The organism is Dellaglioa kimchii, assembly GCF_046115505.1.
Taxonomy (GTDB): Bacteria; Bacillota; Bacilli; order Lactobacillales; family Lactobacillaceae; genus Dellaglioa; species Dellaglioa kimchii.
Map to the genome: position 1 here is coordinate 944817 of NZ_CP170736.1, position 16380 is coordinate 961196.

The following is a 16380-nucleotide window of genomic DNA, read 5'->3' on the forward strand; positions in this document are numbered from 1 at the left end:
TTTACATTGCTTCTAATCTTTCAATTCTATCTTCCATTGGTGGATGCGTTTGAAATAATCCAGTTGTTTTTTTCTTCAATGGATTTGAAATATAAAGTGCCGCACTACTTGGGTCGGCACGTTCCATTGGTTTACTATCAGAAATTTTTTCCAAAGCATGAATTAGGCCTTGTGGATTACGCGTTAATTCAACAGCAGAAGCATCAGCCAGATATTCTCTATTCCGAGAAAGTGCAAGCTGAGCAATTGTTGCTGCAATTGGGCCTAAAATAACCAATAATAATGATAAAATCATCAAAATAATTTCTAATGATCCGCCACCTTCTCGATCATCACTTCGACGGCGACCTCCGCCCCACCAAAATGAGTTCATTCCAATATTTACTAATAATGAGATTGCTGCCGATAATGCTAATGCAATTGTTGATAATCGAATATCGTAGTTGCGTACATGCGAAATTTCATGCGCCATAACGCCTTCTAATTCTTCACGATTTAATCGATTGATTAAGCCACTTGTTGCAGCAACTGCCGCGTGTTCTGGATTATTTCCCGTTGCAAACGCATTAGGACTGTCATCTTCAATAATAAACACTTTTGGCATTGGAACTTGGCCCACAATCGCCATATCTTCAACAACATGCCATAATTCAGGTGCATCATCGACTGATTTTATTTCAGTTGCATGATTCATGCTCATGACAACGCTAGTTGATTGTGAAATCATCAATCCCATATAAACAACTGCAATGACAACAGCCATGAGTAGTCCAGAAACAGCACTATTGAAAAAAACATAGCCAACGGCACTACCAATCGCAACCATCAATAAAACAAAACCAATTAAAACGTAAACTGTTTTGCGCTTATTTCGCGCGATTTGATCATATAGCATTAGTTATCTCCTAACTGTTTAATCAAATGAAACGTTGGGTACAGCTTTTTCAGCTTCAGGAACTTCAAGATATTCTACTTTTGTAAAATGATGAATTCCGGCAACAATGTTACTTGGAAATGATTGAATTTTTGCATTTAAACTTGCAGCAGTTGAGTTAAATAGTTGACGTGAATAAGAAATTTTATTTTCTGTATTTGATAGTTCTTCCATTAACTTAGTGAATTCTGTGTTAGCTTTTAGATCTGGATAGCTTTCAGATAACGCAAAAATACTTTTCAATGATTGACTCAATTGATTAGAAACTTCCATTGTTGTTTCATGTGCATCCGTTGGTACTTGTGTTAATTGATTACGTAATTCAACTACTTTAGCAAATGTTTCTTTTTCGTGAGTTGCATATCCCTTAACAGTTGAAACTAGGTTAGGAATTAAATCATTACGACGTTTTAATTGGACGTCAATTTGACTCCATGATTCCTCAGTCCGGATCTTTGCTTTTACTAAACCATTGTAGCCACTAATGTACATAATAACTAAAAGTACTACGATAACTCCGATAATAATCATTGCCATAATTTTCAGTCTCCTCTTTAAATATAAAGTGTCTTATTTTAGTTTCTATTCTTAATCATCATACCAAAGTTAGCCCCTTTTAGAAAGCAATTAAGCTAACGGTTACACCAATTTATCTAACTGGTTTTAATAATATGATTATTATGGCATAATAGCATTATTAAGAAATTTGTAAAGGAGATTATTAACATGAATGTATTATTTGTATGTATGGGAAATATTTGCCGATCACCAATGGCTGAAGCAATGTTGCGAGACGATTTAGCTAAGTTAAACCTTTCTGACCAAGTAACTGTTGATTCTGCTGGCACAAGTTCTTCACAAGAAGGAAATGGCGCCCATGAAGGGACTATTACTAAACTTGTGGAACATCAGATTCCAACAGATGGCTTAATCTCACGTCCAGTTAGTTACTTAGATTTCATTAATAGTGATTTAATTATTGCAATGGATGATATCAATGTTGAACGTCTTGAAAAAGCTGCACCTGCATCTAAAAAAGAAAAAATCGTTAATTTCCTTTCAATTGTTCCCGGTAAAGAAACAGAATCTGTTCCTGATCCATGGATTACTGGTGACTTTGACGAAACGTATAACTTAATTAGTCTTGGCATGCCTTACTGGATTGACTATATTAAAGCACAATTAAAATAATAAAAATGACCACAAATTTTAAATTTGTGGTCATTTTTATTAAATATTATTATGAATCATTTTAAAATACTTTTGAACTGTTTTTGGTGCAGATTTATATGTCCAATCTTTAACATACTCACCTTGGACCATCAAACGTCCGGCACCCGTATCATCACAAGTAATTAATGTGACTAATTTCTCTCCGGGTACATCATCAATAACTTGAACGTCCGTTGCTTTGATATATTTCATTTTAGATGTTTCATACTCATAAATTTTTTTAGCATCTGTCAAATAGATTTTTTGGCCAATTTTCATACTGACTAATGGACTAAACAATAAATCTTTTCGAATCATATGATGTCCAGCAAGTGCATAATTACCCTCGCCCATTTTTTGATTTTCCTTTAAAGTTCCAGCAGCAAGTGCCAAGGTATCAGTGCTAACGCCTTTAGCAATCGGCAAATTCATTGAGACATCCGGAATACTAATTTCTCCAAGTAAAACTAAATTTTTTTCATTTGCTTTTGCTTTTACGACATCTGCCGTATTCAAACTTTTAACTTCACTAAAATCAAAGGATGCTTTTTTATTTTTATTTTTATCGACTAATTCTGAATTAATGGTTGGGTCTGTTAGTCCAACAATAAAGTTTTTAATTTGTTCATTGAATACTAGTGAAAGTCCCACCAATAACAATAGCATTAATAATATAGTTGTTAGCCATTTTTTCCAACGACTTTTTTTAACTGCTTTATTTTTTTCCATTAATAGCCCCCACTTTCCCTTAACAACTATTTTACCATATAACTTTTATTCTTGTTTAGTGTTATGATTATAATTATCAAAAATATCTTTAGGGGGACTGTTTAATTTGTTGACTTCACTAAAATCAACATTTTTTCGTTCTAGACAACCTTGGGAACAAAATTTATTTGTTTTATGGTTTGGTACGTTCATGGCTGGCGTGGCATTTAGTTTAATCATGCCATTTATGTCACTTTATATTGATACATTAGGTGACTTCACCAAAACCGAATTAAATTTTTATAGCGGCATTACCTATTCTTCTACATTTTTAATTACCGCCATTGTTTCCCCACTATGGGGTCGTTTAGCTGATCGAAAAGGTCGTAAATTAATGATTCTAAGAGCTTCATTCGGAATGGCCATTGTTTTAGGCCTGATGGGGCTTGTCAGTAACGTTTACCAATTAATTGCGTTACGTTTATTACAAGGTGTTTTTTCTGGTTACATTAGTAACTCACAGGCACTGATTGCAACAGAGACACCCAAGCGGCAAAGTGGTAAAGCGCTCGGTATTTTAGTTACCGGTAGTGTTACGGGTACTTTATTTGGACCACTAATCGGTGGCGCAATAGCTGGGGTCTTCGGCTACCGTATTACCTTCTTCATTACTGCTGTTATTTTGTTAATTGTTTTCTTACTTAGCTATTTCTTTGTACATGAACATTTTACACCTGTTGAAAAAGGTGAAATGCAAACGTCAAAAGAAATTTTCAAGAAATTACATCATCCTAAATTAATTATCGGGATGTTTGTCACTACGTTAATCATCCAAGCATCAAATTACTCTATTAGTCCTATTCTAAGCTTATACGTTCGAGAATTACTACATAACGTTGGAAATATTACCTTTATCAGTGGGTGTGTAGCTTCTATTCCAGGAATAGCGACACTAATTGCTGCGCCTCGTTTAGGAAACTTAGGTGATAAAATTGGGACAGAACGTATTTTAAAAATTGCACTTACTGTCGCGATTTTCATTTTTATTCCAATGGCATTAGTGACTAATGTTTGGCAACTTGGCGGCTTACGTTTCTTAATTGGAATTACGGATGCCGCAATGTTACCCGCAGTTCAAACAATTTTAACAAAAAATACACCGGCAGAATTCACAGGTCGAGTGTTCAGTTACAACCAGTCATTCCAAGCCATGGGATCAGTTGTTGGTCCTATGATTGGATCTACCGTTTCTGGCGTATTTGATTACAAAGGTGTCTTTATTTCTACCGCTATCTTAGTTGGTATTAATCTCATCTGGGTTATCTACGTCACAAAAGGGATGTATTCACGAAAAGCTGAATAGTAACGTTCAATTAGATTGAACGTTACTATTTTTTTGTATAAAAAAAGGAAGAAGCTTATTGGCTTCTTCCTTTTCGAAATAGTTCTTATTTTGCAGCGTTTGCGTCTGTAAGACCATATTTCTTGTTGAAACGATCCACACGGCCATCGGCTTGAGTGAATTTTTGACGTCCAGTATAGAATGGATGTGAATCCGATGAAATTTCGACACGAATCAATGGGTATGATTTGCCATCTTCCATTTCAATTGTTTCTTCTGAATGTTTTGTTGAACCTGAGATAAATTTGTAACCTGAAGTAGTATCCATAAATACAACTTCATGGTAATCTGGATGGATTTCTTTTTTCATAAGTAAGTACTCTCCTTTGCCCTAATCCATCTGCTGAATTAGAGTTATTCTTTATATTACAACATGCACAATCTTATCACGAATTAACTCGTTTTACAATTAAATTTTATTTACTTGTTTTTGTTAACTCTTTTAAAAATTCAGCATTATTTTTTGTTTTCTTCATTTTTTGGATAACACGTTCCGTAGCGCCTAGTGAATCGCCTGTCATCATCTTTCGAATCTGCCATAGTTCTTCAATTGTTTGTTTAGATAATAACAATTCCTCTTTACGTGTGCTTGATTTTTTCAAATCAACAGCAGGGAAGATACGACGTTCAGCAAGCTCTCTTGAAAGCTGTAATTCCATATTACCGGTTCCTTTGAACTCTTCATAAATCACATCATCCATTCGGCTACCTGTATCAACTAAAGCAGTTCCTAGTATCGTCAAGCTGCCACCTTCTTCAATATTACGTGCAGCACCGAAGAATTTTTTAGGTCGATAAAATGCTGCTGGATCAATCCCACCTGATAACGTTCGACCACTTGGCGGAATCGTTAGATTATATGCTCTAGCCAATCGAGTAACTGAATCCATTAAAATAACAACATCTTGCTTATCTTCAACTAATCGCATTGCACGTTCTAAAACAAGTTCAGAAACACGCGCATGGTTCTCTGGTTGTTGATCGAATGTTGACGATACAACATCACCTTTAATTGATCGTTCTAAATCAGTCACTTCTTCAGGTCGTTCATCAATTAATAATACGATTAATTTTACATCGGGATGGTTTTCTGCGATTCCTTGAGCAATCTCTTTAAGTAAAGTTGTTTTCCCAGCTTTAGGCGGTGCCACGATTAAACCACGTTGTCCAAATCCAATAGGAGCAAATAAATCAGTTAATCTCGTTGAAAGATTTTGACTGGTTGTTTCTAAAGTTAATTGTCGATTAGGATATAAAGGCGTCAGTGCAGGAAAATGTGGACGTTCCTTTGCTTCTTCCGGATTTTTACCATTAACTGTATCAACGTGCATTAACCCATAATAACGTTCATTAGGCTTTGGTGGCCGTGCTTTACCTCCGACTAAATCCCCATTTCTTAAATTAAATCGTTTAATTTGTGAGGCAGAAATATAAATGTCCTCTTGTGATGGGCCATAGTTAATTGGACGCAAAAAACCGAACCCATCCTGATTAGGAACAATGTCTAAGACACCTTCCATCAAAATGAATCCTTGTTGTTTTGCTTGAGCCCTTAGAATCGCTAAAGACAATTCTTTTTTATTCATTTGGCTATAATATTGTATTTTATATTCTTGGGCATAGCCGTAAATTTCTTTAAGCGTCTTATCTTTTAATTCACCCATTGTTAAGAAGTCGCTCATTTAATCACCTAATCTTCATCAATAATTTCTACATCAGCAGATAAATTTGTCATTTTTTGTACAACGCAATCATAACCACGTAAAATATTATCGGCTTTTTCAATGACAGTCGTTCCATTAGTCATCAAAGCAACTTCAAGTAATGCAGCACCTGCACGAATTTCATCTGCATAAACAGTTTGCCCCGTTAATTCAGTTGATTGGTTGATTCGAATAATGCCATCTTTCGATTCAATCTTAACGCCCATTCGTTGCATTTCTGGAATGTGTTTAATCCGTTCAGGATAAAGCGTATCAATAATACGGCTCTCACCTGTGGCCTTGAGCATAACGGCAGTAATAGGTTGTTGCAAGTCAGTTGCAAACCCAGGATATGGTGAAGTTGTCACTTCAATTGGGATAATTTTATCGCCACCAGGAACAAAAATACTATCTTCGTTCACTTGGAAAGTAACACCCATTTCGCTAAGTTTAGCTAAAAATGAATCTAAATGTTCAGTAATAACATTCTTAATTAAAACACCCTCACCCATTGCAGCAGCAAGTGAGATATAAGTACCAGCTTCAATACGATCTGGAATAATCGTATGCGTATTAACAGCTTTTAAACTATCAACACCTTGTATTCTGATTTCACCAGTCCCCGCACCACGAATATGAGCACCCATATTATTCAAGAATGTTGCAATATCAATGATTTCAGGTTCTTTTGCAGCATTTTCAATGATTGTGGTTCCTTTTGCACGGACAGCAGCCAATAAAATGTTAATTGTTGCGCCCACTGAAACAAGGTCCATAAAAATACGGGCTCCCTTTAATCCTTCAGGGCCACTCGTAATAATCACAGCGTCTTCTTCTTCGATAACTTCAGCGCCAAGAGCTTTAAATCCCTTGATGTGTTGATCAATCGGACGTGGTCCAATATTATCACCACCAGGAAATCCAACAACTGCACGACCGAATCGACCTAATAAGGCACCCATAAAGTAATAAGAAGCTCTTAAACTTTTAATGGCACCACCAGGTAAAGGTTCATCCTTAATCATTGTAGGATCTACCATTAAGTTACCGGCATTAAATTCAGACTTAACATTCATTTGATCTAAAATTTTCATTAAATTATGTACATCTAAAATATCGGGGACACTGTCAAAATGCACAGGTGTATCCGCAAGAATAGCTGCAGGAATCAATGCCACAGTACTATTCTTAGCACCACCGATTATTACTTCGCCAGACAGTTTTTTACCGCCTCTAATAATCATCTTTTTCATTTATTATTTCCTCACTTAAAGTGCTTTCATAAATTGATTATAACTATATTAATAGTAAAGAAAAAGTTCACGAAATACAATAGATATTCGCCACTTTATCCAAATATACAATCTTGCCTGATACTATTTTAATAATTGAGCCATATCAGCTGGGAGTTCTGATTCAAAAGCTAATTTTTTACCCGTAAATGGATCTTCAAAGCTTAATTTAGCAGCATGCAATGCCTGTCTATCAATACCTTTGTCCATTGGGCCATCATATAACGCATCCCCAACCAAAGCATGATGGATAAAATCAAAATGTACACGAATTTGGTGTGTTCGGCCCGTAACTAACTTCACATCAACTAATGTATAGTCTGGAAATCTCGTTACAACTTTATAAGTTGTTTCTGAGGCTTTTCCTTCAGCCATAACAGAACGACGAATTTCGCCTTCCTTTTTACCAATTGGTTCTTTAATGTCTCCTTGGTCACTTTTAACGTCACCTGCAACAATGGCTAAGTATGATTTTTCTAACTGACCATTACTTAATTGAGCAGCAATCAAGCTATGTGCAAATCCATGCTTAGCTAATAAAACAAGCCCACTTGTAAAACGGTCCAAACGCGTAATAACATGTGGTACCAAACTACTTGAATGAGTTGCAATCAAATGACCTTTAACACGGTTAACTAATGTTGTATCTTCATTAGATGGGCCTGGAACGGTTACCATTCCTGCTGGTTTATCGACTACTAACCAGTTTTCATCTTCAAAGACGATATTTAATGGTTCATCACTTGCATGGATGGCATCGTTATCTGGTTCTTCTGGCAACGTCAAAATAACTTCATCACCATCAATCAGTTGATAATCCCAATATTCATTCTTTTTATTAACTCGAACTTGTCCCTCACCTTGTTTAATTCTGGCGATTAATCGTTTACTAACGCCAACCTCAATTAAAAATTTTTTTAAACTAATTGTGCCTTCACCATTGTTTGTTAGCGTAAATTGCATGTCATTATCCTTCATTTCTCGTCATAACGTTTATTCTCTATCTTATCACACTTAGTAGCCTATAAAAAAAGACGATTATAATTGTTAAATTATAATCGTCCTTTTTTATTTTGTAATAAATAAATGTTTGCCCGATTCGATACTGTTTAATACTTCAAAAGAAATCCCCCACGAATATCTCTTGTTAGTTCTCTATAATATAGAGTATACCGAATGATTCATGGGTTGTACTATCAAAAAAAAATATAGAAACATTTTTACTGATAGTGTTTTCTATTCACGTTTAATAGTCTTTTCCCTATCTCCGGCGTATCGTTATCAAGTCCTAGTGCGGTAATAATATATTTATCAAATGCATTGTTTTTATAATTTTTATTCATAAAATTAGTGACCACCATATCATATCGTTGGCTAGAATCATAAATACTGACATTAACCCGTAAATTAACGTTCAAATCTTGACTCGTATTTCTGACAAATAATTCTTTAATTCGCTCGTTCGCATTTAGATCAACACCAACCGTTAACATGGTTTCTTTTTCTAATAATCTAGCACTAAAAATCTCAACCATTTTATCAATAAAGGGTTGTCGGTACTGCTTATAGAAATCAGACCAATTCTTAGCTAACAACGGACTATCAATTAATTCATCCATTGCAATCTCAACATGACGTCGAACTAAATGATTTGAATATTTTTTTCGATAACTATTCATCATATAAGTTCCCACAGCATCCATCGTTCCATGAAAACAAAATGCTTCAGTACAAATCGGGTACAATGATTCACTGACATTTTCACCAACAATTTTAACATCTAATTTAGATTCAAATCCTTGTTCCAAATATTCAACAGCTTGTTGAAGTCTAGTGTTATTCGCGCGATTAATTGCAATAAAATCACGAGACAGATAGGCACTTGAAGGAACTGAAACAAAAGCGGTTGTCCAAGCATACAACAAGGTACTCTCAAAATGGAAATCAATTTTATTTGAAAATTTAACATAAATATCGTGCATCTTTTCTTCAACCTGATTAAATAGTGAATTATTTGCAACCATATCTGCTAAATCATCAGAAATCACCCAATTATCGCGATCTTTTCGCATCATCCGGTGAACGCTAACTTTCATCCAAATTTTGGTCCTCATTAAATTACTATCGTTCACATTAAAATCAAAATACTTTTCAAATACCTTAATGTACTCTAGAATAACGCCTGCTTCTATCGTATCATCGTAATTAAAATCTGTTGCTAAAAATAGTGAATAGTAAAAAAATCTAATTTGTAATTCAGAGCCGACTAATTCGCCATGTGCAATTTTAATCTGAAATTCAGCCAATAAATTATTAAGTTGCTTAATTCTTCTGAAAATAGATGATTCGCTAACATTTAAACTAAGACTTAAATTTTCAATACTGCTATTTTCATCATGATAGAATGCCATTAAAATTTGGTAATTAATAGAATTTTTTACATAACGGTAAACAGTTTCGTAAAAATTAATCTTACCTTTACCTACGAATTGAACGTTATTCTTTTTTATGATCATATAAGGTTCATCACCTGAATTGAATTCGTCATCCAATTGTTCTAACGCAACCCGTAAGGCTGTATTTGAAACATTTAAACGATCACAGATTACTTTTCTTGATAACCCATGTTCATTTAATGATAACAATTCAATAATTTCACATATTAAAAACTCTTGTCGATCTAGGATATCTTTTTTGTACATCTATTCCTCCGAGAATTCTCATAGCTATCAGCATGTCAACTTTAGTAAGAATATTATATATTTTATTTTAACACAAAACATTAAAAAGAGAATTTTCTAACACTATCTTAACAATTATTGCTAATTCCTAAATAAAAAAGATTAACTTAAAGAAGTTAATCTTTTTACGTTTAAACTTGTTTAATAAACTTAACGAATGCTTGTTGACCGTGGTTATCTTGTTTATAAACCCCAGCATCTTCAAGGACACGCATAAAGACTTTTCCAACTTCGTTTTGTACAAGCTCACTAACAGTCTCTTTAGAAATCATCGAATTATCACGCTTGATTTCATCAGCCCAAGTTTTATGATAAGCTGCCATATCATTTGGTTGATCTGTTAGATACTTCTCAACCTCTGTTATTTCAGTTTTCAAACGAGGTGGTAAAATAGCCAATCCCATAACTTCAATCAAGCCAATGTTTTCTTTTTTAATGTGTTGAACATCAGCATGTGGATGATAAATACCATCTGGAAATTCATCCGATGTCTGATTATCTCGCAAAACTAAATCCAATTCATAACGACCATCACGCATTCGAGAAATTGGCGTCACCGTATGGTGCGGTGTCCCGTCAGCATCCTTTGCCAAAATTTGCGCATCGGCATCACTATATTCTTGCCAAGACGTTAAAATTTTTGCTGCTAGATCAGCTAATCGTTCTGCATTTTCACCATTTAAACGTATGACTGACATAGGCCAATTCACAATACCTGCTTGAATGTCATCAAATCCTGAAAATTGCATTGTTTGACTCATTTCTGCCTTTGCCATTGGAAAATCATGACGTCCACCTTGGTAGTGTTCATGCGTTAAAATTGAGCCACCTACAATTGGTAAATCTGCATTACTTCCCGCAAAATAACCCGGGAATTTTTTAACAATTTGGAGTAAATCTGAAAATGTCGTTTTATTAATTACCATAGGTTCATGCTTTTCATCTAAGAAAATTGAATGTTCATTGAAGTAAGCATAAGGGGAATATTGAAAGCCCCATGTTGCATCCCCCAAATCAAACCGTATAATCCGATGATTACGACGAGCTGGGAAATCAAGTCTGCCAGCATAGCCTTCATTTTCCATACATAATTGGCATTTAGGGTAACCCGTTTGTTTCATTGTTTTAGCTAAAGCAATTTGCTTTGGATCCTTTTCAGGTTTAGATAAATTAATGGTGATTTCTAAGTCACCATAATTTGTTGGTACCTGATAAGCAATGTTTTTCGCAATAGCTGCAACTTTGATGTAGTCGTTAGCCTGACTTAATTCATAAAAATAAGCCAAAGCTTTCTCTGGGTCGTTTGCATATAAATCCCAGAAATGTTTATTCACGTGACTTGGAATTGGTGTGACTAGATCCATTAATTTAGCACCAAGAATATCTTGCTCCGCGATTAGAGCACTGATTTTCTCGTTTTTAATTGCTAAATTAAGTAATTCATCTTTAACAGCAATTATCGTGTCAGTGACTGGTTCAGTCACTTCTATCTCTGATTCACCAACCAAATCTAAAACGACGTTTACTAAATAAATTTTATCATCTGACGAATAAGTCGTTGGATCAAACTGAATAACTTTATCGACGAATTTTGAAATTAATTGTTTAGAATCCATGTTTTTCCCTCTATCTCTTTATGCTTAATCTAATTTTTTAGCGCCATCAGCAATTTCTGCTAAATAGAAACTTGGTGCATAACCGATTTTTTCTTCGTAGATACGGCCCACTTCATTTTCAAATGCGTCAACTTTATCTTTAGCAACAATGGCAATCGCACAACCACCAAAACCGGCACCAGTCATTCGAGCACCTAGTACTCCTGGTTGTTCCCATGCTGTTTCAACAAGTGTATCAAGTTCAATACCCGTTACTTCATAATCAAATTGTAATGAAACATGTGAAGCATTAACTAATTTACCGAAACGTACTAAATCTTCATTTTTCAAAGCTTCTTGAGCCATAATCGTCCGTTGGTTTTCTGAAACTGCATGACGCGCACGTTTTAGAAGGTTTTCTTTTTGGATTAAATATGTTTGTAAATCAAAGCTAGCATTGTCCAAGTCACCTAATGATTTAATGTCATTTTTTTCTTGTAATAATGCTAATGCTGCTTCACATTCACTACGTCGTTCATTGTATTTAGAATCTGCTAATTCGCGACGTTTATTTGTATTCATAATAATAATAACGTTGTCTTTTAAATCAATTGGTACTAAATCGTAATCTAGTGTGTTCGTATCCAATAAAATGGCGTGGTTTGCTTTACTCATACCAACTGCAAATTGATCCATAATTCCTGAATTAACACCGATAAATTTATTTTCTACCATGACACCTGTTTTAACAAGATCAACACGATCAATGTCTAAATTAAATTGATCTTCTAAAATAACACCCATCAATAATTCAATTGATGCAGATGATGATAAGCCAGCACCATTGGGAATGTTACCTTCAAGTAAAATATCTAATCCTTTATCAATAACATAACCTTGTTCTTTCAAGTAAACAATCATCCCTTTTGGATAATTAGCCCAGTTATGTTCTTTTTGATATGATAAATCACTTAAATCAAATGAGACAACACCATTATCTTTAAAGTTATTTGACATGATATTAATTGTTGTATCATCGCGTTTTGTTGCAGCTGCATATGTGCCCAATGTAATTGCTGTTGGGAAAACATGTCCACCATTGTAATCAGTATGTTCCCCAATTAAGTTGATACGACCTGGTGAGAAGTAACTTGCATTTGCGTCCACACCGTAAACATCTTTAAATTCGCTCTTTAATTCATTAATTTTCATTATATTTTCCTCCAATTTATTAACCGCTTTCATTTTACTAAATATTTACTAAAATTACAATCTTTTTACGACATTCTTTTTATTATGGTAAACTGATACACATAACCAATCAATCAGGAGGTAGTCATGGCAACACTTAAAGACATTGCACAGTTGGCAAAAGTTTCTAATGCAACTGTTTCTCGCGTGTTAAATTACGATCAAACATTATCCGTTGGCGATGATACGCGTAAACGAATTTTTGAAGCAGCTGAAAGTTTAAATTATTCAAAAAACAAAAAGAAATCTAGTACACCTCAAGGTAAGATTGCTATTATTGAATGGTATACAGAAAAAGAAGAATTAGATGACCTGTATTACCTTTCAATTCGAATTGGTATCGAACGTAAATTAATTGAACTCGGCTATGAAATTACACGTTTTTTCCAAAATGATCAATTCAGCGCCCTGACTGATACACTTGGTGCTATTGTTATCGGTAAATACAGCGCAGCACAAATAGCCGAATTTAAAGAGCTAAATTCTAATTTAGTTTTTGTTGATATGAACACACTAAATTTTGGTATTAGTTGCGTCATGACTGATTTCAAAACACCAGTTACAACCGTTATTGACCATTTTAAAGAACAAAATTTAACTAAAATTGGTATGATTGCAGGACAAGAAAGCACATTTGATGATGTGAATTTAGGCCCAGATTCCCGCTTCACTCACTTTAAAAATCACTTAGAACGTACTAGCAATTACCATCCTGAATGGGTTTATACAGGTGATTTTACGCCAGAATCAGGTTATCAATTAACATTAAAATTATTAAATGATCAATCAAATAATTTACCAGAAGCGTTGTTTATTGCAAATGATGCAATGGCTGTCGGTGCATTACGTGCATTGAATGAAGCATCAATTAAGGTGCCAGAACAAATCAGTTTAATTAGTTTTAATGATACATCTATTGCTGAATATACCTTTCCTACGCTTAGTTCAGTTAAAGTTTATACAGAAAAAATGGGTCAATCTGCCGCAGAACTATTAGTCACTCAAATGTCGATGACTGAAATAATTCCTCAGATTATTACCATTGGAACAACCTTAACACTTAGAAATAGTTCCAAATAAAAACAACTGGTATTCAGAAATTAATCTGAACATCAGTTGTTTTTTATTTTTTATTACGACCAATTAGCCAGAATACTAGACCAACAGCAAGTAGAATTAAGCTACCCACTAACATGGTATTAAATGTGTCACTGATATAATTATTCACAATATCAGTAAAAACAGAAGCTTTACTAGACACAATACCAATTAGGCCACTGTACAAAGCAACTGCAGAACCAATTGCAACTAAAATACCACTCCAGATCGCACTAAATCCGACATATTTAAGCGGTATAAAGAACGCACGATTAATAACTAGTAAGAGCAGCGCAAAAATAATAGAGGCTATTAAACTATACATAAAGGCTGTTTGGACAGTTGATTTTACTGAACTAACTGTGCTAGAAACTTTTGAAAGGTATGGCGTTTGAACATTATTCGTTAAATATTCACTTAAATTACTTTTAAAAGTTGCGACAATCTCATCAATTTTAGCGCTCACCAACGGATTTGATGTGTCCGCTTTTTTCATAACATTGCTGGCAACTTGATTGGTAATCTCAGTTGGGTTGATGACAGTTTGTTTTCCAGCATATACGTTACTAAGACTATTTTTCGCAATGTCAGTAACTTGTTGATTCGTTAAAGCATCTTTGACTGCTGATGTTGGCACATCATTTAATGTTGCAATATTTGAAATACCATCATTCATTTGTCGTGTCACAAGTGTCACGTTCGAATCTGTTAGAATTTTGTCTTCTGTATACGTTTGATTCAAAACGGTTATTTTTAAGACACTTGTCACAAATAGTACGATTAAACTAAGGCTCAAGAAGAAAGATATCCAACCGTTAAGCCCTTTATGGTTGTCTACCTGATAGGTCTCAGTATGTTGCTTTTGAAATTCTGCACGCATGATTCTATCCCCTTTGTTAATTCTCAAATTAGTTAAATTTTAACATCCAATTGTAGGTTAATTGTACGCGACATGATTGAAAAATGGTAGTTTGATTTATTAATCATGAAATTTTATCATTATGCCCCATTATGTTATTATCCCAGTAATTACTGTTTAACTTTTTCAAACTAGAAAGAGGTTATATCATGCCTAATAGCTTAGGATTAATTTTAAAAGAAACTCGCCAGTCGCTACATTTAACTCAAAAAGAAGTTTCCAAAGATATTTGTGCGCAATCGATGCTTAGTGCTATTGAAAATAATAAATACACACCTAATGCACAGCTCTTAATCCAACTATGTCATAAATTATCGATTACTTTAGACCAAATAAGTCTTCTAGAAAATTTTGATATCAGTTCAGAAAATAAATTCAACGAACATGTATCTAAGTTATGTAATCAGCACCAATACAAGGAGTTACTCCAGTTTTTAAATCAAGAAACGGTCATCAATAATTTAAAAACGGATAAGCAACTTCAGGCTTACTATTATTATATCGGTGTTGCAACTCTACATACTAAAAATAAATTGATTGATACCGAAAAATATATTAAGTTGTCCCTTGCTTCCCGTAATAAAATTCTGCCAGATACCCTTACCCGGCTTGGTACCATCTCTTTGGCCTTTATATATGCGAAGCAAAATTTACAAAATAAGGCTGAGAAATATATTGATCAAACTTTTTTGGACTTTAATAAATTATCTTATGAAGAGAATCAAAATATTTTATTCTATTTAACAGCACTTATCTATTTTAATCTCAATGATTTAACAATGTCTTTTAATTGGATAAACAAGTCTGTTAAATTCGCTACTGATCATAACTCACACTATATGTTAGCCAACTCTTTTTATTTAATGGCTCAAATTGCAAAAAGAGCAGAAGATAAAGATAATTTTTTAGCCGCTACTGAAAAGCAACAGCTACTAACTGGCCTTTTTAATGAACAAATTTATAAAAATATTTAGAATATCAGAATACTGATTTTTAATTTTTTCTCAAATTGGATAGGATGAAGTCATCAATAAAAGGAGGTTTCATCCTATGGAAAAACCATTATTTTCAAATGTTATTTCAATCAAATCAAGTAAAGAAAAAATTTCGTTATTTTTAAAAAATCCGGAAACTTTATTAAAATGGATACCCGATATTATTCAGGTACAGCCAATTGGTAATAATAATTTTAGTATCTACAGAACAGATTCTGCTTTGAATAAAAATGAGGAAATTTCTGTTAGTTCAGAAAATGATACAATCTACTATGAAAGTACCGGAGGAAAACTCGAATACACTCTAATTTTTAATTTGACTAGTAAAAATGCAACAACATTATTAGAAGAAAATTTTTACTTGTCTGAAAATGAGCATTCACATTTACCATTAAAATTACTCATGCCAATCGCTAAACATGCCTTTAATTCAAACTTACAAAGCTTTAAACGAATAATTGAAAACAACTAAAAAAGAGATTCCTGCAAGGAGTATGGCTAATTTTTGTTACTTCTTGGTAGCTTGTAAA

Annotated in this window: 16 protein-coding genes; 5 read left to right on the forward strand and 11 right to left on the reverse strand. The window is 34.0% G+C overall.

From position 1 onward, the window contains the following. Nucleotide 1: 1 nt before the first annotated feature. Entirely contained in the window at nucleotides 2–895 is an 894-nt protein-coding gene (gene htpX, locus ACE83Q_RS04800; RefSeq protein ID WP_409021596.1) for a zinc metalloprotease HtpX, read from the reverse strand. Nucleotides 896–913: 18 nt separating this feature from the next. After that, complete coding sequence (locus ACE83Q_RS04805; RefSeq protein ID WP_409021597.1) at nucleotides 914–1471, reverse strand: LemA family protein; 558 nt, start codon at nucleotides 1469–1471, stop codon at nucleotides 914–916. Between the two features lie 189 nt (nucleotides 1472–1660). Between ACE83Q_RS04805 and ACE83Q_RS04810 the strand changes: the two genes are divergently transcribed. Continuing rightward, nucleotides 1661–2125, forward strand: coding sequence for a low molecular weight protein-tyrosine-phosphatase (locus tag ACE83Q_RS04810; RefSeq protein WP_409021598.1), 465 nt, complete (start codon nucleotides 1661–1663; stop codon nucleotides 2123–2125). Between the two features lie 39 nt (nucleotides 2126–2164). On the opposite strand, the gene ACE83Q_RS04815 is transcribed toward ACE83Q_RS04810, so the two are convergent. Beyond that, nucleotides 2165–2875 carry a class A sortase gene (locus ACE83Q_RS04815; RefSeq protein WP_409021599.1) on the reverse strand — a complete coding sequence of 237 codons (711 nt, stop codon included), beginning with the start codon at nucleotides 2873–2875 and terminating at the stop codon, nucleotides 2165–2167. Nucleotides 2876–2981: 106 nt separating this feature from the next. Between ACE83Q_RS04815 and ACE83Q_RS04820 the strand changes: the two genes are divergently transcribed. Then, nucleotides 2982–4217 carry a multidrug efflux MFS transporter gene (locus ACE83Q_RS04820; RefSeq protein ID WP_409021600.1) on the forward strand — a complete coding sequence of 412 codons (1236 nt, stop codon included), beginning with the start codon at nucleotides 2982–2984 and terminating at the stop codon, nucleotides 4215–4217. 85 nt (nucleotides 4218–4302) lie between these two features. On the opposite strand, the gene ACE83Q_RS04825 is transcribed toward ACE83Q_RS04820, so the two are convergent. The 7 genes from ACE83Q_RS04825 to ACE83Q_RS04855 form a co-directional block, all read right to left on the reverse strand. Beyond that, entirely contained in the window at nucleotides 4303–4566 is a 264-nt protein-coding gene (locus ACE83Q_RS04825; protein ID WP_409021601.1) for a type B 50S ribosomal protein L31, read from the reverse strand. Nucleotides 4567–4672: 106 nt separating this feature from the next. Beyond that, nucleotides 4673–5938 (reverse strand): transcription termination factor Rho, encoded by a 1266-nt coding sequence (gene rho / locus ACE83Q_RS04830; protein ID WP_409021602.1) that lies wholly within the window; start codon nucleotides 5936–5938, stop codon nucleotides 4673–4675. Between the two features lie 8 nt (nucleotides 5939–5946). Next, nucleotides 5947–7212 (reverse strand): UDP-N-acetylglucosamine 1-carboxyvinyltransferase, encoded by a 1266-nt coding sequence (locus ACE83Q_RS04835; protein WP_409021603.1) that lies wholly within the window; start codon nucleotides 7210–7212, stop codon nucleotides 5947–5949. 123 nt (nucleotides 7213–7335) lie between these two features. Beyond that, entirely contained in the window at nucleotides 7336–8214 is an 879-nt protein-coding gene (locus ACE83Q_RS04840; protein ID WP_409021604.1) for an RluA family pseudouridine synthase, read from the reverse strand. 257 nt (nucleotides 8215–8471) lie between these two features. After that, the gene (locus tag ACE83Q_RS04845; protein WP_409021605.1) at nucleotides 8472–9953 is read right to left on the reverse strand and encodes a helix-turn-helix domain-containing protein; all 1482 of its coding nucleotides are present in this window, start codon (nucleotides 9951–9953) and stop codon (nucleotides 8472–8474) included. 170 nt (nucleotides 9954–10123) lie between these two features. Beyond that, a complete protein-coding gene (galT, locus tag ACE83Q_RS04850; RefSeq protein ID WP_409021606.1) occupies nucleotides 10124–11608 on the reverse strand; it encodes a UDP-glucose--hexose-1-phosphate uridylyltransferase in 1485 nt (494 codons plus the stop codon). Between the two features lie 24 nt (nucleotides 11609–11632). Next, a complete protein-coding gene (locus ACE83Q_RS04855) occupies nucleotides 11633–12799 on the reverse strand; it encodes a galactokinase (protein WP_409021608.1) in 1167 nt (388 codons plus the stop codon). A 126-nt stretch (nucleotides 12800–12925) separates the two neighbouring features. On the opposite strand from ACE83Q_RS04855, the gene ACE83Q_RS04860 reads away from it, so the two are divergent. Then, nucleotides 12926–13918: a LacI family DNA-binding transcriptional regulator gene (locus ACE83Q_RS04860; protein WP_409021609.1), complete on the forward strand. Its 993-nt coding sequence runs from the start codon at nucleotides 12926–12928 to the stop codon at nucleotides 13916–13918. Between the two features lie 43 nt (nucleotides 13919–13961). Here the strand turns inward: ACE83Q_RS04860 and ACE83Q_RS04865 are convergent, their stop codons facing one another. Continuing rightward, nucleotides 13962–14816: a hypothetical protein gene (locus ACE83Q_RS04865; RefSeq protein ID WP_409021610.1), complete on the reverse strand. Its 855-nt coding sequence runs from the start codon at nucleotides 14814–14816 to the stop codon at nucleotides 13962–13964. A gap of 188 nt (nucleotides 14817–15004) precedes the next feature. Here ACE83Q_RS04865 and ACE83Q_RS04870 point away from each other — a divergent pair, with 188 nt between their 5' ends. Together ACE83Q_RS04870 and ACE83Q_RS04875 are read left to right on the forward strand one after the other, a co-directional pair. After that, nucleotides 15005–15829, forward strand: coding sequence for a helix-turn-helix domain-containing protein (locus tag ACE83Q_RS04870; RefSeq protein WP_409021611.1), 825 nt, complete (start codon nucleotides 15005–15007; stop codon nucleotides 15827–15829). A gap of 76 nt (nucleotides 15830–15905) precedes the next feature. After that, on the forward strand, nucleotides 15906–16322 hold the full coding sequence (locus ACE83Q_RS04875) for a hypothetical protein (protein WP_409021612.1): 417 nt from the start codon (nucleotides 15906–15908) through the stop codon (nucleotides 16320–16322). The last annotated feature ends 58 nt before the right edge of the window (nucleotides 16323–16380 follow it).

Bases quoted from the DNA above. Each gene is read 5' to 3' on its own strand.
- htpX (WP_409021596.1), bottom strand. From the start codon at position 895: ATGCTATATGATCAAATCGCGCGAAATAAGCGCAAAACAGTTTACGTT.
- ACE83Q_RS04805 (WP_409021597.1), bottom strand. From the start codon at position 1,471: ATGGCAATGATTATTATCGGAGTTATCGTAGTACTTTTAGTTATTATG.
- ACE83Q_RS04810 (WP_409021598.1), top strand. From the start codon at position 1,661: ATGAATGTATTATTTGTATGTATGGGAAATATTTGCCGATCACCAATG.
- ACE83Q_RS04815 (WP_409021599.1), bottom strand. From the start codon at position 2,875: ATGGAAAAAAATAAAGCAGTTAAAAAAAGTCGTTGGAAAAAATGGCTA.
- ACE83Q_RS04825 (WP_409021601.1), bottom strand. From the start codon at position 4,566: ATGAAAAAAGAAATCCATCCAGATTACCATGAAGTTGTATTTATGGAT.
- rho (WP_409021602.1), bottom strand. From the start codon at position 5,938: ATGAGCGACTTCTTAACAATGGGTGAATTAAAAGATAAGACGCTTAAA.
- ACE83Q_RS04835 (WP_409021603.1), bottom strand. From the start codon at position 7,212: ATGAAAAAGATGATTATTAGAGGCGGTAAAAAACTGTCTGGCGAAGTA.
- ACE83Q_RS04840 (WP_409021604.1), bottom strand. From the start codon at position 8,214: ATGCAATTTACGCTAACAAACAATGGTGAAGGCACAATTAGTTTAAAA.
- ACE83Q_RS04845 (WP_409021605.1), bottom strand. From the start codon at position 9,953: ATGTACAAAAAAGATATCCTAGATCGACAAGAGTTTTTAATATGTGAA.
- galT (WP_409021606.1), bottom strand. From the start codon at position 11,608: ATGGATTCTAAACAATTAATTTCAAAATTCGTCGATAAAGTTATTCAG.
- ACE83Q_RS04855 (WP_409021608.1), bottom strand. From the start codon at position 12,799: ATGAAAATTAATGAATTAAAGAGCGAATTTAAAGATGTTTACGGTGTG.
- ACE83Q_RS04860 (WP_409021609.1), top strand. From the start codon at position 12,926: ATGGCAACACTTAAAGACATTGCACAGTTGGCAAAAGTTTCTAATGCA.
- ACE83Q_RS04865 (WP_409021610.1), bottom strand. From the start codon at position 14,816: ATGCGTGCAGAATTTCAAAAGCAACATACTGAGACCTATCAGGTAGAC.
- ACE83Q_RS04870 (WP_409021611.1), top strand. From the start codon at position 15,005: ATGCCTAATAGCTTAGGATTAATTTTAAAAGAAACTCGCCAGTCGCTA.
- ACE83Q_RS04875 (WP_409021612.1), top strand. From the start codon at position 15,906: ATGGAAAAACCATTATTTTCAAATGTTATTTCAATCAAATCAAGTAAA.